Here is a 21931-nt window from a genome sequence, read left to right as displayed (position 1 = left end):
GTGGCTCAACTCTCCTTCGGGTGACGGCGGTTCAGGGCGGCCCAGGGCTGATGGCGCTCGCGGGCCGGTGTGCGGATGGCGCGGTGGTCGCCGTGGTCGGTGCGCATCAGCCGCTCGAACAGGGCGCGGGCCTCGACCATGACCTCCCGCAGCCGCTCGGTGCCGGCGCCGGCGCCGTCGTCCGCCTGGCCACCGTTGGCCGCGTGGTGCACGCGCCGGTAGCCGTCGACGTGGTGGGCATGGTGCACGGACAGCGCGGCGAGCTGTTCCTCGTACCGGCCGCCGTCCGGGAAGCCCCGGGCGCCGGCCAGCTCGGAGAGCAGCCGGTCGGCCTCGGCGACCGCCTCGCGGGGGGAGTCGACGAACCGCTCCTGCGCGGCCGTCCAGCGCGCCTCGAACCGGTTCCGTTCGGCCGGCTCCAAGGGCTTGGCGCGCAGCGAGCCGTGCCGCTCCACACGCTCGGCCAGTTCGCGTTCGGCCGCCTTCGTGTCGCCGTCGTGCCGGGCGACGGTCCGGTCGTACTCGGGCCCGAAGCGCCGCTTCAGGCTCCCGCCGTGCCGGGAGCCCCGGGCGCGCAGGGTCAGGACGGCCGCGACGATCAGTACGGCCGCCACCAACACGATCAGAGCGATGATCACGCCTGTGGACATGGATGCCTTCCAGGTTCTCGGCCCAATCGGCTTTCCGTGCGGGCCGGTTCGCGGTTCGGGTACCCCCTGAGGACCCGTCAAACGGTGGTGGCCGGAGCCCCGGGGGCGGACGGGCGAATTCGGTTGCGCGCCGGGCGGGCGCCCGCCGACCATGCCGGGCATGACATGGACCATCACCCCGGAGCCGTACGACTCCCCCGCCGCGAGGGCCCTGTGGCGGGCGTACTACACGGAGGTCAGCGACCGCTGGTACCTGCTGCACGAGGGGCGGCGGACCGGCGCGCGGGAGCTGGAGCGGGAGATCGCCCGGGAGAGCGGCGCCGAACTCGCCCCGCCCCGGGGGGTGCTGCTGGTCGCCCGGTGGGACGGGGAACCGGCCGGGACGGCGGGCGTGCGGCTGCTGGACGCCGGGACGGCCGAGCTGACACGGGTGTACGTGGCGCGGGGGCTGCGCGGACGGGGCGGGGCCGCGGCGCTGGTGGGGGCCGCGGAGGAGGCGGCCCGGGAGTTCGGGGCGGGGCGGATGGTGCTGGACACGCGCACCGACCTGGTGGAGGCCCGTGCGCTGTACGCGCGGCTCGGCTACCGGGAGACCGCGGCGTACAACGACAGCCCGTACGCCGAGCACTGGTTCGCCAAGCCGCTCGGCCGGGCCGGGCGCGTGGCAGGGGTCAGCCCGACCGGGTGAGGACGCGCTCGTCGTCGTGCGGGCGCTCCCGTTCCGCGCCGCACAGCTCGGCGTTCAGTTCCTCGACCAGGCGGACCAGGTCCCTCGGGCGGTCGGGGCCCCACCAGTCGCCGAGGAGTTCGGCCAGCGACTCCTCGCGGGCGTGCGCGAGCCGTTCGGCCGCCTCGCGGCCGTGGTCGGTCAGGATCAGGCCCAGGCCCCGGCGGACGGCGAGGTGCCGTACCTCGGCCTGCCGGGCGGCCTCCAGGACGACGTTCAGCGGCACGGCGCTGCCCTCGGCGAGCCGGCCCGGCTCCACACAGCCGTACCGCCGGATGCGCAGCAGCAGCCAGCTGGTCGCGGGCAGCAGGTCGTACCCGGCGCGGGTGGTGATCTTCCGGTAGGCCGTGCGGCGGCCCTCCCGGGTGCCGAGGACCGACAGGGCGCGGCACACCTCGTCGTGGGAGGAGCGCTGGACCGGGTTGGTGGCGAAGGTCTGCGCGCCGTCGGGGGCGGTGACCGAGCCGCGCAGCCGGTCCTCCTTCAGGAACCAGGCGAGGACGAAGCCGAGGAGGGCGACCGGGGCGGCGTAGAGGAAGACGTCGGTGATGGAGACGGCGTAGGCGTGCACGGCGTCCGGGCGCAGGGGCGGGGGCAGGGCGGCGATGCCGCGCGGGTCGGACTCCAGGGTGCCGGCCGACACGCCGGGCGGGAGCCGGTCGCCGCGGAAGGCGTCCGCGAGGTGGGTGCCGAGCCGGCTCGCGAAGACGGTGCCGAAGACGGACACGCCGAAGGCCGCGCCGATCGAGCGGAAGAAGGTGGCGCCGGAGGTGGCGACGCCCAGGTCCTCGTACGGGACGGCGTTCTGGACGATGAGGACGAGGATCTGCATCACCAGGCCCAGGCCCGCTCCGAAGACGAAGAAGAAGGCGCTCATCTCGGCGGTGGGGCTGTTCTCGTCCAGTTGGTGGAGGAGGAGCAGGCCGAGGGCGGTGACGCCGGTGCCGGCGATCGGGAACACCTTCCAGCGGCCGGTGCGGCTGACGATCTGGCCGGAGACGGTGGACGCCAGCAGCAGGCCGATCACCATCGGCAGCATGTGCACCCCGGACATGGTCGGGCTGACGCCCTGCACGACCTGGAGGAAGGTCGGCAGGTACGTCATCGCGCCGAACAGCGCGAAGCCGACGACCAGGCTGATCATGGCCGACAGCACGAAGGTGCGGACGCGGAAGAGGCGCAGGGGCAGGACCGGCTCGGCGGCCCGGCGTTCGGCGGCCACGAACGCCGCGGCCAGCGCCACACCCAGTACCGCCAGGCCGATGATCTGCGGCGATGCCCAGGGCCAGGTGGTCCCGCCGAGGGAGGCGACCAGGACCAGGCAGGTGGCGACGGCGGCGATGAGGAAGGTGCCGAGGTAGTCGATGATGTGGCGGTCGGCGCGGCGCGGGATGCGCAGGACGGTCGCGATCACGGCGAGGGCGATCACACCGACGGGCAGGTTGATGTAGAAGACCCAGCGCCAGCTGAGGTGCTCGGTGAAGACACCGCCCAGCAGCGGGCCGAGCACGCTGGTGGCGCCGAACACCGCGCCGAACAGGCCCTGGTAGCGACCCCGTTCACGGGGTGGCACCAGGTCGCCGACGATCGCCATCGACAGCACCATCAGTCCGCCGCCGCCCAGTCCCTGCACCGCCCGGAAGGCGATCAGCTCGCCCATGCTCTGCGCGACGCCGCACAGCGCCGAACCGGCCAGGAAGAGGACGATCGCCGTCTGGAACAGCCGCTTGCGCCCGTACTGGTCGCCGAGCTTGCCCCACAGCGGCGTCGCGGCGGTCGCGGCCAGCAGGTACGCCGTCACGACCCACGACAGGTGCGCCATGCCGCCGAGGTCGCTGACGATGGTGGGCAGCGCCGTCGAGACGATGGTCTGGTCCAGGGCGGCCAGCAGCATGCCGAGGAGCAGGGCCCCGATGGACACCAGGACCCGGTTCGGAACCTGCTCGTGGGGGGTGGTGCGGGCCACGCCCTGTGCGCTGCCGGTGTCCCCGGTCATGGCGGCCTCCTGAAGACTTGGTCACACCTTCCGCCCTGTTCGGTGTGACCGGTTATGGCCTGTTCAGTCGTGCGGAATGCCGGTATTCCGTCGGTCGGTGCCGGGCGGTGCGGGCGGCGGTTCGTGCGGCGCGGAGGGGCACGTGCGTGCGACGGTGGTTGAGATCTGCATAATCACCTGGAGTTCGCGAGGGGACGCGAGCGCCGTAAGGGAGGGGACTGACGCGTGGGACAGCCGGAGGGGCCGGAGAAGCCCGTGGGGCCCGCCGGGGCGGGGCAGCAGGGGGCCGGGCAGCCCCCGGTCCAGGAACGTGAGCAGGTGCCTGCGGGGACGGAGGGGCCGGGCGGCCCGGAGGCCGCGGGTCCGGCCTGCCCCGAGTGCGGGGCGCCCCGGCAGGCGGACCACACGCCCTCCTGCGAGTGCGGCCCGCGCGCGGCCGACGCCCTGCTGGAGGCCCGTACGGCCGAGGCGGCCGCCGCGGAGGACTTCAATCCGCTGCGGATACGGCCGTACGTCGCGCTGGAGGAGACGGAGAGCGAGGCGGCGGGGAGCGGGGCGGGGACGGACGCGGGGACAGACGCGGGGACGAAGGCGGGGACCGGGACCGGGACGGGCGGTGCGGGGGCGGAGGAGCCGGAGGGCTCCGGGGGTGCCGCTGCGGAATCGGGCGGTCCGGCGGGGAGCGCCGGTCCCGCGGAGGGAGTCGGAGTCCGTGCGGCGGGGAGCGCCGGTCCGGCCGGGCGGGGTGCCGACGCCGGCACCGGCACCGGCACCGGCACCGGCACCGGCACCGGGCAGGAGGCCCTGCCTGACGCCGCCGAGACCACCATGCTGCTGCGCGCGCCTGGCGCCGCCCCCGCGCAGGGCGCCGCGGACACGGCGGCGGTGACCTCCGTACTCCCCACCCCCCTGGCGCCCCCGGCGAGCGCGCCCAACGCCACCGACCTGCGGATGTTCGAACCGGCGGGCGGCGAGCCCGCCGGACCGCGCACCCCCGCGTCCACGGACCCCGCCGAGCGCCGCCGCCCCCGGCGGGCCGCGATGGTCGGCGCCGCGGTGGTCGCCGTCGTGGTGCTGGGCACCGCCGGGTACGCGAGCGGCCTGTTCTCCTACGAGTCACCGACGCGGAACGGGGCCTCGGCGGACGAGGTGCGGGTCGGTGTGCCGGACCAGTCGACCGACACGGCCTCGGCCCGGGAGACCACCGACGACGCCTCCGCCTCGTCCGAGCCCACGTCGGCGTCCCCGTCCTCCTCCGCGTCCGGTGACGAGGAGGCGAGCCCGTCCTCCTCGGCGTCCCCGTCGGCGTCGGACGCCTCGCCCTCGGCGTCGCGCAGCACCGAGCCGAGCCGGTCGGCGACCTCGTCGGAGAGCAGCGCGCCGGCGACCGAGCCGCAGCCGGAGGAGGACGACACGGAGGACGGGGAGGCCACGGTGCTGCGGCTCGGCGACGACGGCCCGGAGGTCACCGAGCTCCAGCTGCGGCTGCGCCAGGTGCACCTCTACATGAACGACATCGACGGCAACTACGACCGCCAGGTCGAGGACGCCGTCAGCCGCTTCCAGTGGACCCGTGGCATCGACTCCGAGGAGACGGGCACGTACGGGCCGAAGACCCGGCAGCAGCTGGAGCGGGAGACCCAGGAGCCGTAGCCGTAGCCGTAGCCACAAGGGCGTGCGCGGGGCGTCGCGGGGGCCGGCTCGGCGGGCGTCAGCCGATGTGCAGGCGGACGGTGCCGTCCGCCACGGCCTCCACCCGGACCTCGGTCAGATCGCGGACGAGCGCGTCGGGCCCGTGCAGGGCCGCCCGGGGGCCCACGCCGACGACCCGCATGCCGGCGGCGCGCGCGGCGGTGATGCCGGCGCCGGAGTCCTCGAAGGCGACGCAGTCGGCGGGGGCCGTGCCCAGTTCGGCCGCGCCCTTGAGGAAGCCCTCGGGGTCGGGCTTGCTGGCGCCGACCGACTCGGCGGTGACGCGTACGTCGGGCAGGGCCAGCCCGGCGGCGCCCATGCGGGCGGTGGAGAGCGCCACGTCGGCGGAGGTGACGAGGGCGTGCGGCAGGCCGCGCAGGGCGGCGAGGAACTCCGGCGCCCCCGGGACCGGGACGACGCCGTCGGTGTCGGCGGTCTCCTCGGCCAGCATGCGCGCGTTGTCGGCGTGGTTCTGCTCCATGGGCCGGTCGGGCAGCAGCAGCGCCATCGAGGCGTAGCCCTGGCGGCCGTGGACGACCTTCATGACCTCGTCGCCGTCGAGTCCGTTGCGGTCGGCCCAGCGCCGCCAGACGCGCTCGACGGAGGCGTCGGAGTTGACGAGGGTGCCGTCCATGTCCAGCAGCAGGGCGCGGGCGGTGAGCACGGTGGTGGCCGTCATCGGCAGACTCCAGGGCGTGGGGAGGTACACAAGGCGGCCCCGCCCGCCGGTCAGGGAGAACGGGCGGGAGCCACTTTGTTCCACCACGGTACAAAACGCACCGGCGATCGCGCCAGCGGCAGCGGACATCGTTCATCCGCCGTTCAGCGCGCCGGCGGGGTGGGAGGGGGCCGGCGAGGGTCCGGGGAGGGCCAGGGGAAGGGCCCGGGGCCCGGGAAAGATCCGGGAAGGCCCGGGAAGGGCCCGGGAAGGCCCGGGCGCAGGCGGGGCAGCCGGCGACCGGCAACCGGCAACCGGCAACCGCAGGTCAGCCCGCCACCGCCTCCCACAGGCTCCACACGCCGAGGCCCAGCATCAGCACCGCCGCGATCTGCGTGATCAGCTTCAGCGGGACCCGCTTCATCAGCGCCTTCCCGCCGACGATGCCGAGCCCGGCCACCGCCCACAGGGCCAGCACCGCGCCCAGGCCGACGGAGAGCGGGTCGTCGTAGCGGGCCGCGAGGTTGGCCGTCATGATCTGCGTGAGGTCGCCGAACTCGGCGACCAGGATGAGCATGAAGCCCGCCCCGGCGACCTTCCAGAAGGACTGGTTCTCCGGCTTGCGGACCTCTTCCTCGTCCTCGTCCTTCTTGAAGAGCAGCACGGCCGCGCCGCCCAGGAACAGCACACCGGTGATCGCGTGCACGATCTGCTGCGGCAGCAGCGTCAGCACACTGCCCGCCGCGACGGCGAGCGCGACGTGCACCAGGAACGCGGCGGCGACGCCGGCGAAGACGTAGGAGGCGCGGTAGCGGGTGCCGAGGACGAGACCGGCGAGCGCGGTCTTGTCCGGCAGTTCGGCGAGGAAGACGACGCCGAAGACGAGCGCCGTCACGGTGAAGCTGATCAAAAGGTCCTCAATCGGTCGGGGCCGCCCCACCGAGAGTGCTGATCCTGCGGGCGCAAGACACCTCGGCACGGCAGCACATCGTCGCCCGGGCCACGGGGCACGGGCGTGCACTGCTTGCCGAAGGTCTCGCTGGCGGGCCCCCTGCGGGTACCGCCTCCGGGCGCCGGCTCAGGCGTGCTGAGCAGTATGTCGACGGTCCGGCGAAGAGCTACTCCCCTTCTGCGCCGTCCATGGTACGTGACGGAACGCCCCGGAGTACGTGACGCCGGCATCCCGGGGCCCTGGCACGGAAGGCCGGTTCCACCCCTTGTCTTGTCATGGACGCGTCATTAACTTCTCACCGGGCGCTCATCCCCCCGCAACACGGCGCCGCGAGCATTCCCTCGCTCGCGCTCACCACCCCCACCACTCAAGGGAGTTCGCATGTCGAAGTTCTACGCGCGTCGACGGCTGAGCATACTCACGGCGCTCACCGGAGTCATGGCCTCCGTCGCGCTGTTCAACGGCCCGAACGCCTCCGCCGCCCTCCCGACCCCGGTCAGCGCCTCCACCGCCCGCACCTACCTGGCCTCCCTCACCGTGGCCACCGAGAACCGCACCGGCTACGACCGCGACCTCTTCCCGCACTGGATCACCCAGTCCGGCACCTGCAACACCCGCGAGACCGTCCTCAAGCGCGACGGCTCCAACGTCGTCACCGACTCCGCCTGCGCGTCCACCAGCGGCTCCTGGTACTCCGTCTACGACGGCGCCACCTGGACCGCCGCCTCCGACGTCGACATCGACCACCTCGTGCCGCTGGCCGAGGCATGGGACTCCGGCGCGAGCGGCTGGACCACCTCCCGGCGCCAGGCGTTCGCCAACGACCTGACCCGCCCCCAGCTCATCGCGGTCACCGACAACGTCAACCAGGCCAAGGGCGACCAGGACCCGGCCACCTGGATGCCCTCCCGGACCGCCTACCACTGCACCTACCTGCGCGCCTGGGTGCAGGTGAAGTACTACTACGGCCTCTCGGTCGACTCCGCCGAGAAGTCGGCGCTGACCAGCGGCCTCGCCGGCTGCTGAGCGCCCCCGCCCGGCACCCGCCGGCCGCCCGCCGATCACCCGCTGACCGGGCGACCGGGGGCCGACGCCCCGCCGTCTGCCCCCGGAACCACCCCGCCGGCCTCCGTCGTTCCGTACCGTACGGCCCGTACGGGGCGACGGAGAGGGGACTGACACCATGGGCGATCTGCGCCTGGGACCGCTGCTGAGGTACGCCGACGGCCCGACCGCGACCGTGTGGGTCGAGGCGGGCGGCCCGTGCGAGGCCGAGGTGCGCTGCGCCGACGGTGCCGGCGGCACGGCCCGCACCTTCCAGGTGGCGGGCCACCACTACGCCCTCGTCGAGGTGAGCGGCCTGACCCCGGGCGCGGCGACGCCGTACGAGGTGTTCCTCGACGGCACGCGCGTGTGGCCGCTGCCGGACTCCCCGTTCCCGCCCTCCGTGATCCGCACGCCCGCGAAGGACGAGGAGACGGTGCGGGTCTCCTTCGGTTCCTGCCGCTGGGCCGCGCTGGCCGCCGGGGAGCAGGACCCGGTGGGCCCGGACGCCCTGGACACGCTCTCCGCCCGGATCGCGGCCGACCCCGAGGGCGAGCGGCCCGACGTCCTGCTGCTCCTGGGCGACCAGGTGTACGCCGACGAGGTCTCCGACGCCACCCGCCGCTGGCTCGCCGGCCGCCGCGACCTCTCCGAGCCGCCCGGCGCCGAGGTCGCGGACTACGAGGAGTACACCCACCTCTACTACGAGTCCTGGCTCGACCCGGAGGTGCGCTGGCTGCTGTCCACCGTGCCCAGCTGCATGATCTTCGACGACCACGACGTCATCGACGACTGGAACACCTCCGCCGCCTGGCTCGCCGACATGCGGGCCACCCCCTGGTGGCGCGAGCGGCTGCTGAGCGGCCTGATGTCGTACTGGGTCCACCAGCACCTCGGGAACCTGTCCCCGGCCGAACTGGCCGCCGACCCCGTCTACGCCGCCGTACGCGAGGGCGCCGACGGCACCGACGCGCTGCGCGCCTTCGCCGCCGGGGCCGACGCCGACGCGGCCTCCGTCCGCTGGAGCTACCGGCGCGACTTCGGCCGGGTGCGGCTGCTGATGGTGGACAGCCGCGCGGCCCGGGTCCTCGACGAGCGGCGGCGTGCCATGCTCGACCCCGGGGAGGCCGCCTGGCTGCGCGCCCAGGCCCTGGACGACCGGGGCTCCTACGACCACCTCCTCCTGGGCACCTCGCTGCCCTGGCTGCTCCCGCACCTGGTGCACGACGTGGAGGGGTGGAACGCGGCGCTGTGCCGGGGCGAGCGGGGCGCGCGCTGGGCGCGGCTCGGGGAGAAGGTGCGGCGCGCGGCCGACCTGGAGCACTGGGCCGCCTTCCCGTCCTCCTTCGACGCGCTGGCGGCGGTGATAGCGGAGGCGGGGTCGGGAGCCGAGGCACCGGCGACGGTGTGCGTGCTGTCGGGGGACGTGCACCACGCGTACATCGCCGAGCCGACCTGGGCCAGGCCGGAGGACGGCCCCTCGGCCCGGGTGGTCCAGCTGACCTGTTCGCCGGTGCACAACTCCGTGCCGCTCTCCATCCGCCTCGGCTTCCGCTTCGGCTGGAGCGCGCCGGCCCGGGCGCTGGGCCGGCTGTTCGCCCGGCACGGGCGCCTGTCCCGGCCGGCGGTGCGCTGGCGCCGGGACGGCGGCCCCTGGTTCGGCAACCAGCTGATGACCCTGACCCTGCGCGGGCGGTCGGCCCGGCTGCGGCTGGAGAAGGCGTCGGTGGCGGGGCCCGACCGGAAGGCGGCGCTGCGGACGATCACGGAGGCGAAGCTGTCGTGATGCTGTCAATGTCGACGTGGCTGGATGTTGAGATTGCAAGCACTTATTAGGTCTGCCTAACGTGGAGGCACTTCCGTCCCCCGAAGCGACCGGCTCCTCAGGGCCGGTCCCACCGAAGGAGTGCCCCCCACATGACCGGACGCCTCAACAGCGCCCAGCCCTACGCTCTCGGCCTGTTCCGCATCGTCGTTGGCCTCCTCTTCGCCTGCCACGGCGCCGCCTCCCTCTTCGGGGTCCTCGGCGGCGCCGCGGGCACCGAGGGCGGCACCGTCGACGCCGGCGCCTGGCCCAACTGGTACGCCGCCGTGATCCAGCTCGTCGGCGGCGCGCTGGTCCTGCTCGGCCTGGGAACCCGCGCGGCCGCGTTCATCTCCTCGGGCTCGATGGCCTACGCGTACTTCAAGATGCACCAGCCCGGCGCCCTGTGGCCGATGGAGAACGGCGGTGAGGCCTCCGCCATGTTCTGCTGGGCCTTCCTGCTGCTGGTCTTCACCGGCTCCGGCGCCTTCGGCCTGGACCGGCTGCTGACCCGGCGCACCGGCGGCGAGGAGCGGGAGCGGACGGCCGAGCGGCACACGCCGGTGTCGGTCTGATCCCGCGCCGCCGACAGGGAACGGTGCCTTCCGCCTCGCGCGGAGGGCACCGTTCTCGTTTCCGGTTTCCGGTTTCCGGCCGCTCGGCCGACGGCTCCCGGTCAGCCGGTGGGCCGGAACGGCACCGTGAAGCAGGCGACGCGGGCGCCGGAGTTGCCCGGCCGGTCGTGGATCACCACGGACGCCGCCTCACCCGGCCGGAACCCCCAGTCGTGACGGGCGTGGGCCCGCCCCTCGCCGTGCGCGTCGGGGGTGAAGTCGAGCCACACCTCGTTGTGCGGATTGGCGTCGGCCGGGTCGGTGGACGGCCGGTGCTGGTAGTGCCCGCCCGCGGCGGCCGGGTCGGCGCCGCACGGCTTCTGGTGCACATGGGCGCCGTAGGCGTGCCCCGGGTCCAGGCCGCGCACCCGCAGCCGTACGGTGGTCGCGCCGCCGCGGTCGGTGTGCTGGCGCACCTCGATCCAGGAGCCGGCCGGGACCAGGTCCCGGTCGTACGTCAGTGCCTTCCGCGCGGCGCCGTCGCCGGGCGGCGCGAACCGGGCGTCCGTGCGCAGCGAGAGGCCGTCCGCCCCGCCGGGGGCGCCGGTCGCGAGTACGGCCGCGGCGACGGCGCCCGCGCATATTCCTGCCACCATGATGTGTTCCGTTCGTCGGGTTCGGGATGTCCGGGCGGGGACGAGGAGTCCCCCGGCGCCTCGCCCCACCGTCGTTGCTACGGGACACCGGCACCGGCCGCCCCCGGGAGGCGGCAGCCGGGTGAACCCCCGGTGTCGGCCGCGCGAGCCCCTGTGAATGCGCTGTCGTACCCCAGGCGTACGCTGTGTGGCTGTCATCGGCCTCCCCTGCCGTCCCGCGCGGCGCGGCTGGTCAGGCCCACGGGGGAAGCCATGGGGAGTCACGGTGTTCGGAAGTATGGGTTCGCTGGTCAGCAGCCCTTGGATCTACGCCTTCGTGGCGCTCTCCGTGCTCCTGGACGTGTTCCTGCCCGTGCTGCCCAGCGGCGTACTGGTGATCGCGGCGGCCACCGCGGCGGCGGCCGGTTCGGGCGCCGCGACCGGCCAGGTCCCGCACGACGTCCCCGACATCCTGGTCCTGACCCTCTGCGCCACCACCGCGTCCGTCCTCGGTGACCTGGTCGCCTACCGCCTCGCCCGGCGCGGCGGGCCGCGGCTGGACCGCGCGATCGCCCGTTCCCGCCGGCTGACCAAGGCGCAGGAACGTCTCGGCGCCGCCCTGGCCCGCGGCGGCGGCGCACTGGTGGTGCTGGCCCGGTTCGCCCCGGCCGGGCGTTCGATCGTCTCCCTGGGCGCCGGCGCCGCCCACCGCCGGGTGCGGGAGTTCCTGCCGTGGTCCGCCCTGGCCGGGCTGTCCTGGGCCGCCTACAGCGTGGCCCTGGGCTACTTCGGCGGCCAGTGGCTGGGCGCGACGTGGCTGGCGACGGGGGTCTCCCTCGTCGCCCTGTTCGGGGCGGGGGCGGGGGCGGCCCTGCTGGTGCGGCGCCCGCCACGGACACCGCAGTCCTCGTCGGCGTCGTGACGCGGCCCGCCGCCGGGTGCCCGTGGAGGCGTCAGCCCGCCCGGCGCGGCTGAGCGCTCCCCCGTACCTCCAGGCCGGCCAGCAGCTCGGCCGTCGCCTCGGCGACCGCGTCCACGGCGCGGTCGAACACCTCCTGGTTGTGCGCGGCCGGCGCCCGGAACCCGGACACCTTGCGCACGTACTGGAGGGCGGCGGCCCGGATCTCCTCGTCGGTGGCCTGCTCGGCCAGCACAGGCGGTCGTAGCGTCTTGATACTGCGGCACATGCTTCCAGTCTCTCCCGTCTCTCTCCCGCGCTCGCGCTCGCGTACGCGCGAACCGCCCGGAAGAACGCGCGACCCAAAATCGAACAGGAGTATTATTGCGGCGTGGCTACGACCTATGACTTTCCGAGTGACCTCCTCGCCGGCCAGGAGGAACTCCATCAGGTCAGGGCCGACCTGTCGGCCCTGTTGAAACGGCTCCCCTGGTCCGTGGAACCGGTGGACGGCTTCAGTGACGACAACGGCTGGCGCAAGGTGGAGCGCCCGGCCTCACCCGGCTGGTCGGAGGACGAACAAGCCGAGGTCGAGAAGCTGCGCCGACGCGAGCGCGAACTGGCGGTGTTCGTCACCACCCACCGCTACTGGTCCCAGTTCACCGGCTCCGGCCAGGTCACGGCCCGCTCCCGCCTCAAGCACGCCCACGAGACCCCGCCCGAGGGCGAGGGTTGAGGGTCTGTCCGAGGACGGCGCGCAAGGGAGTGCCGGGACGACGGACGGCGCGCACGGCACGCGAGAGGCCCCCGGAAGATCTCCGAGGGCCTCTGGCACCGGTGCCGGGCACCGGTCCTGGTGGGCGCGGACGGTTTCGAACCGCCGACATCCTGCTTGTAAGGCAGGCGCTCTACCCCTGAGCTACGCACCCGGACGAGTCGACAGCCTACATTGCCCGGACCACCGCCTCGCAAACCCGTGCGCCGGTCCCCGCCCTCCCCCTGCGGGGGGTTAACCCCACCACCGATACGGGAGCGTCCCCGATCGCGGCGGCACACCCCGGAAACCTACGGTCGTAGAGCCTCGCCGCACCGCGCCTCCCCGGAGGCATCCGGCGCACAGGCTCACCGTCCGTCCCAGGGGGAGACCGTCATGTCCCGTACCGTTCCCGCCCGTGCGCTCGCCGCCGCCGGGGCCGTCGTCCTCGCCGTGGCGGGGCTCGCGGCCTGTTCCTCGCCCGACGACGACAAGGACCCCGACCAGCGGTCCTTCGCCCTTCAGGGCCGCACGCTCACCGTCGACTCCGACGACTCCGCCCTGGAGATCGTCGCCGCGGAGGGCAACGAGGCGGGCCGCGTCGACGTCACCCGGTGGTTCACGGGATCGGTGACCGTCGGGAGGGAACCCGAGGTGAGCTGGAAGATGGACGGCGACCGCCTGGTGCTGCGGATGGACTGCGCCGGATTCATCGCCGACTGCGCGGCCAGGCACCGCATCGAGGTACCCCGGGGCGTGGCCGTCGAGGTCGAGGACGACGACGGCAGCGTACGGGCGCGGGGGTTCCGGGACGCGCTGGACATCCGTACCCGGGACGGCTCCGTCCGCGTCACCGACTCCACCGGCCCGCTGGACCTGCGCAGCGACGACGGCTCGGTCCGCGCGGAGGTCTCCTCGCGCCGGGTGACGGCACAGACGAAGGACGGCTCGGTGCGCCTCGAACTCGGTGCCGTGCCCGACCTGGTCGACGCCCGCAGCGACGACGGCTCGGTGACCGTCGGACTGCCCAGGGCCACGTACAAGGTGACGGCGCAGACCGACGACGGCTCCGTGGACGTGTCCGTGCCCCGGGACGACTCCAGCGCCCATGTGGTGAACACCCGTACCGCCGACGGTGAAGTCACGGTCCGCACCGCGAACTGACCGGCCCGTGTGTTCGTCCTCAACGGGTGGGAGAATGAACCCGGGCAGGGCGGACGACACGGGAGAGGGATGTGACGGCGACACCATCGCAGCCGTATACGCCGCCGATGGTGCCCTGCGCGCCAGGTCCACGGCTCCTTCCGCACCGCCGGCCCCGCGCGCACCGCCGCGCTCCCGGCGCCCTGCGCGACACGCTCGCCCTGCTGGTCCTGCCGCTGCTCGCCGCGCCGGTCCTGACCGGCGCGTTCGCCGGCGGCGGCACCCGGCGCTGGTTCGGCGGGCGGGCCGAGAACCAGCGGGCGGAGGCCCAGACCGCCAAGGACGACGCCGCCGCCGCGTTCTACGAGCTGGACACCGCCCAGCGTGACCTGCGGATCTCCATCGAGACGATCACGGCCGTCGACGGCTCCCCCGCCGCCCGGCGCGCGGTCGACGGCTTCGAGGCCCTCGGCCGGCGCATCGACGAGGCCAGCCGGCAGTACATCGGCGCCGTCGACGCCCACGACCTCGACCGGGACGACCTGGAGGCGTCGGCCGCCGCCCGCGCCCGCACCGAACTGACCGCCGCCAAGGAGGAACTGGGCCGGGTCAAGCAGGACCTGGACCGCTTCACCGAAGGCCTCGGCCCACTGCTCGGCAAGGCGGAGACCCAGCTGGCCCGGCTCGCCCCCGCCGTGGAGCGGGCCCGGCAGTCCCTGCTCGCCGCCTCCGACGCCCTGGAGGCCGTACGCGGCTCAGGGCTGACCGCGGACGACCTCGCCGCCCGGCTCGCCGCCCTCGCCCCGGAGCTGACCAAGCTCAACCAGGGCGCCGGCCGACACGGTGTGCCCCAGACCCTGGAGCGCGCCGAGCGGGTCACCCGCGAGGCCGAGACGGTCCGGGCCGAGGCCGAACGGCTGCCCGAACGGGCCGCCGAGACCGACAAACGGCTGGTCTCCCTGCGCACCCGTGCCCAGGCCCTCACCACCCGCGCCGAACAGGTCGAACCCGTCCTCAGCGAACTGCGGCGACGCTTCACCGCCGCCTGCTGGCAGGACCTCCAGCACGTACCCGACCAGGCCCGCGAGACCGTCCGGCAGGCCGAACGGAAGCTGGCCGAGGCCCGGTCCGCCCGCGACGACCAGCGCTGGCCCGACGCGACCGCGCTGCTGTCGACGGTACGGGCCCTGCTGAACGAGACCGACGAGGCCGTGTCCGCCGCGGGTGACCGGCTCCGCCTGCTCAACGCCGTGCAGCAGGACCCCCGGGACGAGATCGAACGGACCCGGTTCGCCATCCGCGACGCCCAGCGCCTGGCCATGGCCGGCCGCACCACTCCCGACCCCCGGGACGCACGCCCCCTGGACGACGCCGTGGCCCGGCTGGAACGCGCGATCGGCACCCTGGAGGGCAGGCACCCCGACTACTGGCACTTCCTCACCGAAACGGACGCGGTCCGCCGCACGGTGGCCCACGTGGTCGGCCGGATACGGGAGGAACGCGGGGCCGGCCACTAGGACCTGTCGCGTGCCGGACCGCGGCCCCGAGTCCGCGATGTGTTCCGCCGGCCGGGTCGAGGCCGGGAGCCCTTACGTGGTGCTGGCGTGTCCTGGCTTGGGTCCTGGTCGGGTCCTTGGCCGGGTCCTTGGTCGGGCCCTGGCCGAGTCCTGGTCGGTCCTGGTCGGGTCCTGACGTCGTCCTGGCCTGCTCCTGCCGTACTCCTGCCGTGGTGCCATAGGCGCCGGTTAACCTGTGCTCATGCCTCGCTACGAGTACCGCTGCCGCAGCTGCGGCGACACGTTCGAACTGAGCCGTCCCATGGCCGAGTCCTCCGCTCCCGCCTCCTGCCCGGCGGGCCACGACGACACGGTGAAGCTGCTGTCGACGGTCGCGGTCGGCGGCTCGTCCTCCGCTCCGGCCCCGGCATCCGGGTCCGGCGGAGGCGGCGGGGGCGGTTGCTGCGGAGGGGGCTGCTGCGGCTGACACAGTCCGCGAACCCTGCGCGCACCGCCGCTTTTGACGGCACTGCCGTTCCACGGTCCGTGAGCCCTGCGAGCACCACCGCTTCCGCGGCCCGCATCCGCCACGGACCGGCGGCCGCCTGCCACGGACCGCCACCACCGCCAGCCCCGTCACGCCGGCCCCGGCGCGCGGGCCGCGTCCATCCACTGGCGTCTGCCACAGGCCGCCGCCCCGTCGCGTCGGCCTCCGGTACCCGGCCGCGACCGCCCACTGGCCTCAGCAGATGACTCGCCCCCTCAGTCCCCCCACAGCCCCGCCTCGGCCCCGTCACGGCCCCGTCACCCGTACCCGGTCCGGCGAGGACAGCTGTCTCGGGTGACCCGCACCGGGTGCCGCGGCGGCCCGGCGTCTCAGCTGCCGAGGTACCGCAGTACCGCCAGAACTCTGCGCGAATAGCCCTCACCTCCCGTCAGTTCGAGCTTGTCGAAGATGGCGTTGATGTGCTTCTCCACTCCGCTCAACGAGATGTGCAGTCGCTGGGCGATCGCCGCGTTGGTGTGCCCTTGCGCCATCTCGGCCAGCACGGCCCGCTCGCGTGCAGTGAGCCGGGCCAGCGGGTCGGTGTGGGTCGTGCGGCCCAGCAGCTGCCGGACGACCTCGGGGTCGAAGGCGGCCCGGCCGGCGGCCACCCTCTCCAGCGCGTCGAGGAACTCGTCCACCTGGACCACCCGGTCCTTGAGCAGATACCCCACCCCTTCCGAGTCACCGGTGAGCAACTCCGTCGCATACCGCTTCTCCACGTACTGCGAGAGCACCAGGACCCCGACCGCCGGCCGGCTCTTCCGGATCTCCAGGGCCGCGCGCAGCCCCTCGTCCGTATGGGTGGGCGGCATCCGGACGTCTGCGACGACCACGTCCGGTGGGTCCTGGGCGACCGCCGCCAGCAGCGCCTCCGCGTTGCCGACGGCCGCGACGACCTCGTGCCCCTCCTCCGCCAGCAGGCGCACCAGACCCTCCCGCAGCAGGGTCGAGTCCTCGGCGAGCATCACCCGCATGGCAGCTCCGCCGCCACCAGAGTGGGGCCGCCCGGCGGGCTGACCACGCTCAGGCTGCCGTCGAGAGCGGCGACCCGCCGGGCGAGCCCGAACAGTCCGCTGCCCGTGGCGTTCGCCCCGCCACAGCCGTCGTCCCGGACCTCCACGTACACCGTCCCCTCCTCTTCCGCGACCACGACGGTTATCCGCGTGGGCGCCGCGTGCTTGACCGCGTTGGTGACCGCCTCGCACACCACGAAGTACGCGACGGTCGCGAGTGCCCGCTCCGGTTCCTCCACGAGGCCGTACTCCACCCGCACGGGCACGGACGCCCGCTCGGCCACCGTCTCCAGAGCCGCCCGCAGGCCGGCCTCGTCCAGCGTGGTCGGATAGATCCGCCATGCCACCTCGCGCAGCTCCTCCAGGGCCTGTCTGCTCTCCTGGTGGGCCTGGCCCAGCAGGTGGTCCCTGTGCTCGGCGTCCTGGCTGCGCCGGGCACGGCCGAGCAGCATCCCGAGGGCGACGAGCCGCTGCTGGACCCCGTCGTGCAGGTCGCGCTCGATGCGGCGGCGTTCGTCGTGCACCGCGTCGACCACGGCGGCGCGGCTCGCGGACAGCTCGGCGATGCGCTGCTCCAGCTCCTCCTGGTGCCGGGGACCGTAGAAGCGCCGGGCCAGCCGGCCCTCCAGCCCCGCGACACCGAATATCCCCTGGACGGCGAGGAACAGCAGGAAGAAGCCGCCGAAGCTGCTGAGGACGACCGAGCCCGGGTCGCGTATGCCGTCCAGCCACAGCCAGCCGTACGCCCAGAACAGGCCGTACCCGAGGCCCGCCGCCGCCGACAGCATCACCACCCCGCCCAGCGCTCCCAGCGTCCACCGGCAGGACACGTACCGCAGGGCCCGCATGTCCTCGTACGCGGGCGGGACGCGGATGCCGAGCCAGGTCCGCAGCCGGGTCCGCTCCCACTCCGCCAGTCTCCGCGCGCACGCGAGGACCGGTCTGAACGCGGCACGGCGCCCGGCCGGCCAAGCCGCCACCGGCAGCAGGACCGCACCGGCCACGACGGTGAAGAGCAGCTCGACAGCGGCCGCGGCGGCTCCCGTGATCAGGCCCACCCCGCACCGCACTCCGCGTCGTGCCATGTCTCGCATGATCGCGAGGCTAGTCGTGGGCGGGATGCCCGCACACTGCGGAAAACCGCAATTCGTCACTGCGGTGGACCGCAGCCGATCGTGCGGTCTTCCTCAGGGTCCCTTCAGCCACGATTTTCTAGCGTGGTCGTCATGACAGCCATCGCAGCGCAGACGGCCGCGGACAGCGGTGCCGCTCCGCAGTGGATCAACGACCTCATGGACGCCCTGGGCGCCCCGGGGGCCGGTATCGCCATCGCTCTGGAGAATCTCTTCCCTCCCTTGCCGAGCGAGGTGATCCTGCCGCTCGCGGGATTCGCGGCCGCCTCCGGCCGGATGGACCTGCTCGCCGTCCTGCTGTGGACCACGGCGGGCTCGGTGATCGGCGCGCTCGCCCTGTACGGGATAGGGGCGCTCCTGGGCCGCGACCGCACCGTGGCGATAGCGGGGCGGCTGCCGCTGGTGAAGGTGGCGGACATAGAGAAGACGGAGGCGTGGTTCCTCCGGCACGGCACCAAGGCGGTGTTCTTCGGCCGGATGATTCCCATCTTCCGCAGTCTGATCTCGGTGCCGGCGGGCGTGGAGCGGATGCGGCTCCCCGTCTTCCTCGGCCTGACGACGCTGGGCAGCGCGCTGTGGAACACCGCGTTCGTGCTCGCGGGTTACGCCCTGGGGGACAACTGGTCCCAGGTCACGAGCGTCGCCTCCGCGTACTCGAAGGTGATCCTCGTCGGCGCCGCGGTCGCGGTGCTGGGCTTCGTCGTCCTGCGGCTGCTGCGGCCCGGAGCCGGCCGCCGCAGGCGCGGCGGTTCCGGGCACGGCGAGGAGCAGCCCTCCCCCGCGTCCGCCTCGTCCACCGGCCGGCCCGCCGCGGAACGCTCGGACCGGACCGACGTCACCGGGCCGGGAGCGCCGACCGCACGAACTACCGGGCCGGGTTCACCGACCGCAGGAACTCCTGAAGGATCCGCTCCCCCGCGAATACCCCCCGCTCGGGCAGGGCACTGACCGTCGGTGCCGTCCAGCCGGAGTCGGCCAGCTCGCCGTGGCCCGGGCGCCAGCCCCGGTCGGCGGCGAGCAGCAGGTCGGCGTCGAGGAGGGAGTCCCCGGCGGCCAGGGTGAGACCGGCGCCGGTGCGGCGGGCGACCTCGCGCACGGCCGCGCTCTTGGTGAGCGGCGCCGGGACGGCGTAGAGCTTGCGGCCCTGGAGGGACACGGTCCAGCCGCGGTCGCCGGCCCACACGGCGAGTTCCTTGACCCACCCCTCGGGCACCAGGTCGCGTTCGAGGACGAGGTAGGCGAAGAGGTCCTCGGCGGTGCGGTGCTTGCGCACCCACTGCGGGTCGGCGGTGGCCATCAGATGCTCGCGCACCTCCGCCAGCGGGGCGCACTCGTCGGCCAGCCGCGCGGTGACCCGCGCGTGCCAGTCGAGGTCGGCGACGCCGTCCACCAGCAGATGGCCGCCGTTGGCACAGATCGCGTACTTCGGCGGGGGGCCGGGCAGTCTGATGCGCTGGTACTGGGCGCGGGTCCGCGTCGTGGTCGGCACGAAGACAGCGGCCTCGCCGAGGTCACCGAGGTCGCCGAGAAGCCGGGCGGCGGTCTCCGTCATGTACGACAGGGGCTTGCTGTCGTAGACCTCCACGCACAGCAGCCGGGGCGCTTCCTGGTCCGGGACGGTCAGGTTCAGGGCGGCGGCGGAGTAGATCAGCGTGCGATCGAGGTCGCTCGCGACGAGTACGGGCTGTACGGACTGAGCAGGCTGAGCGGGCATCAGACCGTCACCGCCCTGCCGTCGGCGCCCGTCGCGCCGCGGGTGTACCGGGGGTGGATCAGCCCTACGCAGGTGTAGGGCAGGTCGGCGACCTCCTCCACGGGCACGCCCCGCTGTGCGGCGAGCAGCCGGACGTGGTCCAGGTCGCTGCCGGCGCCGGCCCGGGCCAGCACCTTCCAGGGCACCCGGCGCAGCATCACGCGGGTGGTCTCGCCGACGCCGGGCTTGACGAGGTTGACGTCGTGGATGCCGTACTCCTCGCTGATCCGCTCGACCGCCGCCCAGCCCTCCCAGGTGGGGGTCCGGTCGGCGGCGTGCAGGTCCTTGGCCTGGATGTCGACGGCGCCCGCGACCTCCGGGAAGCGGGCGGAGACGGCGTCGAGGAAGGCCGGTGAGAGGTCGGCGCCGGCGAGTTCGCGGTAGAACTTCGCGCCGTGGAAGTCGTGGGCGCCGACCAGGTCGGCGCGGAGCACGGTGCGGGAGATCAGACCGGAGACGGTGGAGTTGAGACAGGCGGAGGGGATGAGGAAGTCATCGCGGGTTCCGTAGGTGCGGACACAGGAACCGGGGTCGGCCAGGACGGCGATCTCCGGGTCGAAGCCGGTGATGCCGTCGGACACCTCGAAGTCGCGCAGGGCGGCGGCGAGTTCGCGGGTGATGGCGCCCTTGCCGGTCCAGCCGTCGACGAAGACGACGTCGGCGGGGTCGTGGTGGTCGGCCAGCCAGCGCAGTGCGTTGGCGTCGATGCCCCGGCCCCGGACGATCGACACGGCGTAGTGGGGGAGGTCGAGACCATGACGGAACTGCGCCCAGCGGCGCATCAGGATCCCGACGGGCGTGCCCGCGCGGGCGAGGGACACGAGGACGGGTCTCGGGGACCGTTCAAGGAGGACGAGTTCGGTGACGGCTCCGACGGCCTGCGCCAGCCGGGCCGCCGAGGTGCGCAGCGCCGCGTGGAACAGGTCCTGGTACTGCTCGCTGGGCTGGTACTCGACGGGCAGCGACTCCGCGTAGTGCGCGCCCCCCTTCTGGATCGCCTCCTCGCGCTCCTCGGTGGGCGCCTCCAGCGTCGTGTCCGAGAGGTCCTGGAGCAGCCAGCCGACCTCGTCGGGGGCATAGGAGGAGAAGGCGGGGCCGCGCAGCGGCTCGGGCAGCATGGCGGGCCTTTCGGAGGAAGCGCCGGGGACGTACGAGGGGACGACCGCGAGCAGGACGTGCGGCACGTGGGCGGCGAGCCGGGCCAGCAGGCCGTCGGGCGCGTGCAGGGCCGGGGTGTCGGCGGCCGAGTCGACGACGGCGACGACGGCGTCGAAGCCGGCGCCGGCGACGTTGTAGGCGTAGCGCTCGCCGGGGCCGTCGGCAGGGTCGTCGTGGGCGGGGAAGACCAGGCGGGTGCGTATCGCGTAGCCGGGGTCGTCGACGGCGAGGACGGGCGAGCGGGTGGTGGTGGAGTAGCGCACCTCCGCGGGCACGACCTGTTCCAGTTCGCGGGCCAGGCGCAGCGGGGCGTACATCAGTTCCTCGCAGCCGAGGACCAGGACGCGGCGGGCGCCGGCGGGCAGGGCCTCGGCGAGCCGGGCGGCCATGGCGGGCAGCGCGCTCTCCAGTCGGGCCCGGTGGGCGGCGGTGAACCCGTGCCGCCCGCCGTCGGGCAGTCCGCGCGGCCAGCGCAGGTCAACGCGGCGGACGGGGGCCGTGCCGGTCCGGGCGGGCTCCGGCTCGGCGGCGGCCGCCGCCTCGTGCCGGGCCACCAGCCGCTGTCCCTTCTCCAGTACGTCGTCGGGCAGCAGGACGGTGCCCGAGGCGGCCGCCACCAGGTCCACGCGGGCGCCGATCTCCCGGGCGAACTCCTCCAGGCGGCCCGCGTCGGCCGGCGAGCGCATGTCCACCAGGGCGACCACGACGTACCGGCGGCGGGGGTAACGCTCGTGCAGGGCGCGGACGGTGTTGAGCACCGTGTTGCCGGTGGAGAACTCGTCGTCGACGAGGACGAGCGGTCCGTCGCCGGCCAGCAGCGCGGGGTCGGCGGGCAGCAGCAGGTGGGAGGTGGCGTGCGAGTGGGACTCCTCGAAGCCGCCCGCCTGGGCGACGCCGTCGACCGGGCGTCGGGTGGAGTGCAGGTAGGTGGCGGGGCCGAGGCCGTCGGCGACCGAGTGGCCGAGGCCGGTGGCGGTCTCCGCGTAGCCCAGGACGACCGCGGCCGCGGCCTCCTCGGCGCCCAGCAGGTCGCGTACGCGGCGGCCGAGGGTGAAGCCGTGGCCGTAGACCACGGAAGGCGACTGCGGTACGTGCTTGCCGAGCACGTTGGAGACGAGGAGGTGCGCCCGCTTGGGGTTGCGGCGCAGGGCGAGGCCGAGCAGGCCGGTCAGGTCGTCGTCGCCCGTGAGGCCGACGCCGAGCCGTTCGGCGACCCAGCTGCCGGTCCATGTCCCGGCCGGCTCTCCGGCCCGCGGCCGCTCCTTCATGCGCGTACGCCTCCCGTTGTCCACTGCGTGGTCCATGATCCCTTGTGTTCGGCCGG

At 74.1% G+C, this 21931-nt stretch carries 21 protein-coding genes and 1 tRNA gene; 11 read left to right on the top strand and 11 right to left on the bottom strand.

Annotation, left to right across the window (positions count from 1 at the left end; translation table 11 throughout):
* Positions 1-5: 5 nt before the first annotated feature.
* Complete coding sequence (locus tag ACZ3IG_RS03340) at positions 6-650, bottom strand: hypothetical protein (RefSeq protein WP_467428501.1); 645 nt, start codon at positions 648-650, stop codon at positions 6-8.
* Between the two features lie 151 nt (positions 651-801).
* On the opposite strand from ACZ3IG_RS03340, the gene ACZ3IG_RS03335 reads away from it, so the two are divergent.
* The gene (locus ACZ3IG_RS03335; protein WP_467428498.1) at positions 802-1338 is read left to right on the top strand and encodes a GNAT family N-acetyltransferase; all 537 of its coding nucleotides are present in this window, start codon (positions 802-804) and stop codon (positions 1336-1338) included.
* Here ACZ3IG_RS03335 and ACZ3IG_RS03330 read toward each other — a convergent pair.
* Entirely contained in the window at positions 1322-3373 is a 2052-nt protein-coding gene (locus ACZ3IG_RS03330) for an MDR family MFS transporter (protein WP_467428496.1), read from the bottom strand. The genes ACZ3IG_RS03335 and ACZ3IG_RS03330 overlap by 17 nt on opposite strands.
* A 225-nt stretch (positions 3374-3598) precedes the next feature.
* Between ACZ3IG_RS03330 and ACZ3IG_RS03325 the strand changes: the two genes are divergently transcribed.
* The gene (locus tag ACZ3IG_RS03325) at positions 3599-5026 is read left to right on the top strand and encodes a peptidoglycan-binding domain-containing protein (protein WP_467428493.1); all 1428 of its coding nucleotides are present in this window, start codon (positions 3599-3601) and stop codon (positions 5024-5026) included.
* 58 nt (positions 5027-5084) lie between these two features.
* Here the strand turns inward: ACZ3IG_RS03325 and ACZ3IG_RS03320 are convergent, their stop codons facing one another.
* Complete coding sequence (locus ACZ3IG_RS03320) at positions 5085-5744, bottom strand: HAD family hydrolase (protein WP_467428490.1); 660 nt, start codon at positions 5742-5744, stop codon at positions 5085-5087.
* Positions 5745-6051: 307 nt separating this feature from the next.
* A complete protein-coding gene (locus ACZ3IG_RS03315; RefSeq protein WP_467428488.1) occupies positions 6052-6633 on the bottom strand; it encodes a TMEM165/GDT1 family protein in 582 nt (193 codons plus the stop codon).
* Between the two features lie 423 nt (positions 6634-7056).
* Between ACZ3IG_RS03315 and ACZ3IG_RS03310 the strand changes: the two genes are divergently transcribed.
* From ACZ3IG_RS03310 to ACZ3IG_RS03300, 3 genes are all read left to right on the top strand, one after another.
* Complete coding sequence (locus ACZ3IG_RS03310; RefSeq protein WP_467428486.1) at positions 7057-7701, top strand: HNH endonuclease family protein; 645 nt, start codon at positions 7057-7059, stop codon at positions 7699-7701.
* 157 nt (positions 7702-7858) lie between these two features.
* A complete protein-coding gene (locus ACZ3IG_RS03305) occupies positions 7859-9505 on the top strand; it encodes an alkaline phosphatase D family protein (protein ID WP_467428485.1) in 1647 nt (548 codons plus the stop codon).
* A gap of 131 nt (positions 9506-9636) precedes the next feature.
* Complete coding sequence (locus ACZ3IG_RS03300) at positions 9637-10098, top strand: DoxX family protein (RefSeq protein ID WP_467428482.1); 462 nt, start codon at positions 9637-9639, stop codon at positions 10096-10098.
* 101 nt (positions 10099-10199) lie between these two features.
* Here the strand turns inward: ACZ3IG_RS03300 and ACZ3IG_RS03295 are convergent, their stop codons facing one another.
* Positions 10200-10733, bottom strand: a complete 534-nt coding sequence (locus ACZ3IG_RS03295) for a superoxide dismutase family protein (RefSeq protein ID WP_467428480.1) — start codon at positions 10731-10733, stop codon at positions 10200-10202.
* A 277-nt stretch (positions 10734-11010) separates the two neighbouring features.
* On the opposite strand from ACZ3IG_RS03295, the gene ACZ3IG_RS03290 reads away from it, so the two are divergent.
* The gene (locus ACZ3IG_RS03290) at positions 11011-11634 is read left to right on the top strand and encodes a DedA family protein (protein WP_467429178.1); all 624 of its coding nucleotides are present in this window, start codon (positions 11011-11013) and stop codon (positions 11632-11634) included.
* A gap of 31 nt (positions 11635-11665) precedes the next feature.
* On the opposite strand, the gene ACZ3IG_RS03285 is transcribed toward ACZ3IG_RS03290, so the two are convergent.
* On the bottom strand, positions 11666-11899 hold the full coding sequence (locus ACZ3IG_RS03285) for a DUF2277 domain-containing protein (RefSeq protein WP_467428479.1): 234 nt from the start codon (positions 11897-11899) through the stop codon (positions 11666-11668).
* 102 nt (positions 11900-12001) lie between these two features.
* Here ACZ3IG_RS03285 and ACZ3IG_RS03280 point away from each other — a divergent pair, with 102 nt between their 5' ends.
* Positions 12002-12346 carry a hypothetical protein gene (locus ACZ3IG_RS03280; protein ID WP_467428477.1) on the top strand — a complete coding sequence of 115 codons (345 nt, stop codon included), beginning with the start codon at positions 12002-12004 and terminating at the stop codon, positions 12344-12346.
* 118 nt (positions 12347-12464) lie between these two features.
* On the opposite strand, the gene ACZ3IG_RS03275 is transcribed toward ACZ3IG_RS03280, so the two are convergent.
* Positions 12465-12539: transfer RNA gene (locus ACZ3IG_RS03275), tRNA-Val, on the bottom strand.
* A 221-nt stretch (positions 12540-12760) separates the two neighbouring features.
* On the opposite strand from ACZ3IG_RS03275, the gene ACZ3IG_RS03270 reads away from it, so the two are divergent.
* From ACZ3IG_RS03270 to ACZ3IG_RS03260, 3 genes are all read left to right on the top strand, one after another.
* Positions 12761-13528 (top strand): DUF4097 family beta strand repeat-containing protein, encoded by a 768-nt coding sequence (locus tag ACZ3IG_RS03270; RefSeq protein WP_467428475.1) that lies wholly within the window; start codon positions 12761-12763, stop codon positions 13526-13528.
* A gap of 71 nt (positions 13529-13599) precedes the next feature.
* Positions 13600-15024 (top strand): coiled-coil domain-containing protein, encoded by a 1425-nt coding sequence (locus tag ACZ3IG_RS03265; RefSeq protein ID WP_467428474.1) that lies wholly within the window; start codon positions 13600-13602, stop codon positions 15022-15024.
* Positions 15025-15265: 241 nt separating this feature from the next.
* Positions 15266-15490 carry an FmdB family zinc ribbon protein gene (locus ACZ3IG_RS03260; protein WP_467428472.1) on the top strand — a complete coding sequence of 75 codons (225 nt, stop codon included), beginning with the start codon at positions 15266-15268 and terminating at the stop codon, positions 15488-15490.
* A gap of 389 nt (positions 15491-15879) precedes the next feature.
* On the opposite strand, the gene ACZ3IG_RS03255 is transcribed toward ACZ3IG_RS03260, so the two are convergent.
* Together ACZ3IG_RS03255 and ACZ3IG_RS03250 are read right to left on the bottom strand one after the other, a co-directional pair.
* On the bottom strand, positions 15880-16524 hold the full coding sequence (locus ACZ3IG_RS03255; protein WP_467428470.1) for a response regulator transcription factor: 645 nt from the start codon (positions 16522-16524) through the stop codon (positions 15880-15882).
* Positions 16515-17657 carry a sensor histidine kinase gene (locus ACZ3IG_RS03250; RefSeq protein WP_467428468.1) on the bottom strand — a complete coding sequence of 381 codons (1143 nt, stop codon included), beginning with the start codon at positions 17655-17657 and terminating at the stop codon, positions 16515-16517. The genes ACZ3IG_RS03255 and ACZ3IG_RS03250 overlap by 10 nt, the downstream gene beginning before the upstream one ends.
* Positions 17658-17789: 132 nt before the next feature.
* Here ACZ3IG_RS03250 and ACZ3IG_RS03245 point away from each other — a divergent pair, with 132 nt between their 5' ends.
* Positions 17790-18644 carry a DedA family protein gene (locus ACZ3IG_RS03245; RefSeq protein ID WP_467428466.1) on the top strand — a complete coding sequence of 285 codons (855 nt, stop codon included), beginning with the start codon at positions 17790-17792 and terminating at the stop codon, positions 18642-18644.
* On the opposite strand, the gene ACZ3IG_RS03240 is transcribed toward ACZ3IG_RS03245, so the two are convergent.
* Both ACZ3IG_RS03240 and ACZ3IG_RS03235 read right to left on the bottom strand, forming a co-directional pair.
* Positions 18562-19410, bottom strand: coding sequence for an HAD family hydrolase (locus ACZ3IG_RS03240; RefSeq protein WP_467428463.1), 849 nt, complete (start codon positions 19408-19410; stop codon positions 18562-18564). The two genes, ACZ3IG_RS03245 and ACZ3IG_RS03240, sit on opposite strands and share 83 nt — an antisense overlap.
* Complete coding sequence (locus ACZ3IG_RS03235; RefSeq protein ID WP_467429175.1) at positions 19410-21875, bottom strand: phosphoribosyltransferase; 2466 nt, start codon at positions 21873-21875, stop codon at positions 19410-19412. The genes ACZ3IG_RS03240 and ACZ3IG_RS03235 overlap by 1 nt, the downstream gene beginning before the upstream one ends.
* Positions 21876-21931 lie beyond the last annotated feature (56 nt).

The sequence above is a fragment of the Streptomyces sp. NPDC016677 genome (genome assembly GCF_055562815.1).
This window is presented reverse-complemented; position numbering and strand designations above follow the sequence as displayed.

What these genes read in the sequence shown, in the direction of transcription:
- ACZ3IG_RS03255 (WP_467428470.1), bottom strand. Translation starts at nt 16,524, where the DNA reads ATGCGGGTGATGCTCGCCGAGGACTCGACCCTGCTGCGGGAGGGTCTG.
- ACZ3IG_RS03240 (WP_467428463.1), bottom strand. Translation starts at nt 19,410, where the DNA reads ATGCCCGCTCAGCCTGCTCAGTCCGTACAGCCCGTACTCGTCGCGAGC.
- ACZ3IG_RS03245 (WP_467428466.1), top strand. Translation starts at nt 17,790, where the DNA reads ATGACAGCCATCGCAGCGCAGACGGCCGCGGACAGCGGTGCCGCTCCG.
- ACZ3IG_RS03270 (WP_467428475.1), top strand. Translation starts at nt 12,761, where the DNA reads ATGTCCCGTACCGTTCCCGCCCGTGCGCTCGCCGCCGCCGGGGCCGTC.
- ACZ3IG_RS03290 (WP_467429178.1), top strand. Translation starts at nt 11,011, where the DNA reads ATGGGTTCGCTGGTCAGCAGCCCTTGGATCTACGCCTTCGTGGCGCTC.
- ACZ3IG_RS03305 (WP_467428485.1), top strand. Translation starts at nt 7,859, where the DNA reads ATGGGCGATCTGCGCCTGGGACCGCTGCTGAGGTACGCCGACGGCCCG.
- ACZ3IG_RS03235 (WP_467429175.1), bottom strand. Translation starts at nt 21,875, where the DNA reads ATGAAGGAGCGGCCGCGGGCCGGAGAGCCGGCCGGGACATGGACCGGC.
- ACZ3IG_RS03285 (WP_467428479.1), bottom strand. Translation starts at nt 11,899, where the DNA reads ATGTGCCGCAGTATCAAGACGCTACGACCGCCTGTGCTGGCCGAGCAG.
- ACZ3IG_RS03295 (WP_467428480.1), bottom strand. Translation starts at nt 10,733, where the DNA reads ATGGTGGCAGGAATATGCGCGGGCGCCGTCGCCGCGGCCGTACTCGCG.
- ACZ3IG_RS03330 (WP_467428496.1), bottom strand. Translation starts at nt 3,373, where the DNA reads ATGACCGGGGACACCGGCAGCGCACAGGGCGTGGCCCGCACCACCCCC.
- ACZ3IG_RS03320 (WP_467428490.1), bottom strand. Translation starts at nt 5,744, where the DNA reads ATGACGGCCACCACCGTGCTCACCGCCCGCGCCCTGCTGCTGGACATG.
- ACZ3IG_RS03335 (WP_467428498.1), top strand. Translation starts at nt 802, where the DNA reads ATGCCGGGCATGACATGGACCATCACCCCGGAGCCGTACGACTCCCCC.
- ACZ3IG_RS03250 (WP_467428468.1), bottom strand. Translation starts at nt 17,657, where the DNA reads ATGCGAGACATGGCACGACGCGGAGTGCGGTGCGGGGTGGGCCTGATC.
- ACZ3IG_RS03300 (WP_467428482.1), top strand. Translation starts at nt 9,637, where the DNA reads ATGACCGGACGCCTCAACAGCGCCCAGCCCTACGCTCTCGGCCTGTTC.
- ACZ3IG_RS03310 (WP_467428486.1), top strand. Translation starts at nt 7,057, where the DNA reads ATGTCGAAGTTCTACGCGCGTCGACGGCTGAGCATACTCACGGCGCTC.
- ACZ3IG_RS03340 (WP_467428501.1), bottom strand. Translation starts at nt 650, where the DNA reads ATGTCCACAGGCGTGATCATCGCTCTGATCGTGTTGGTGGCGGCCGTA.
- ACZ3IG_RS03260 (WP_467428472.1), top strand. Translation starts at nt 15,266, where the DNA reads ATGCCTCGCTACGAGTACCGCTGCCGCAGCTGCGGCGACACGTTCGAA.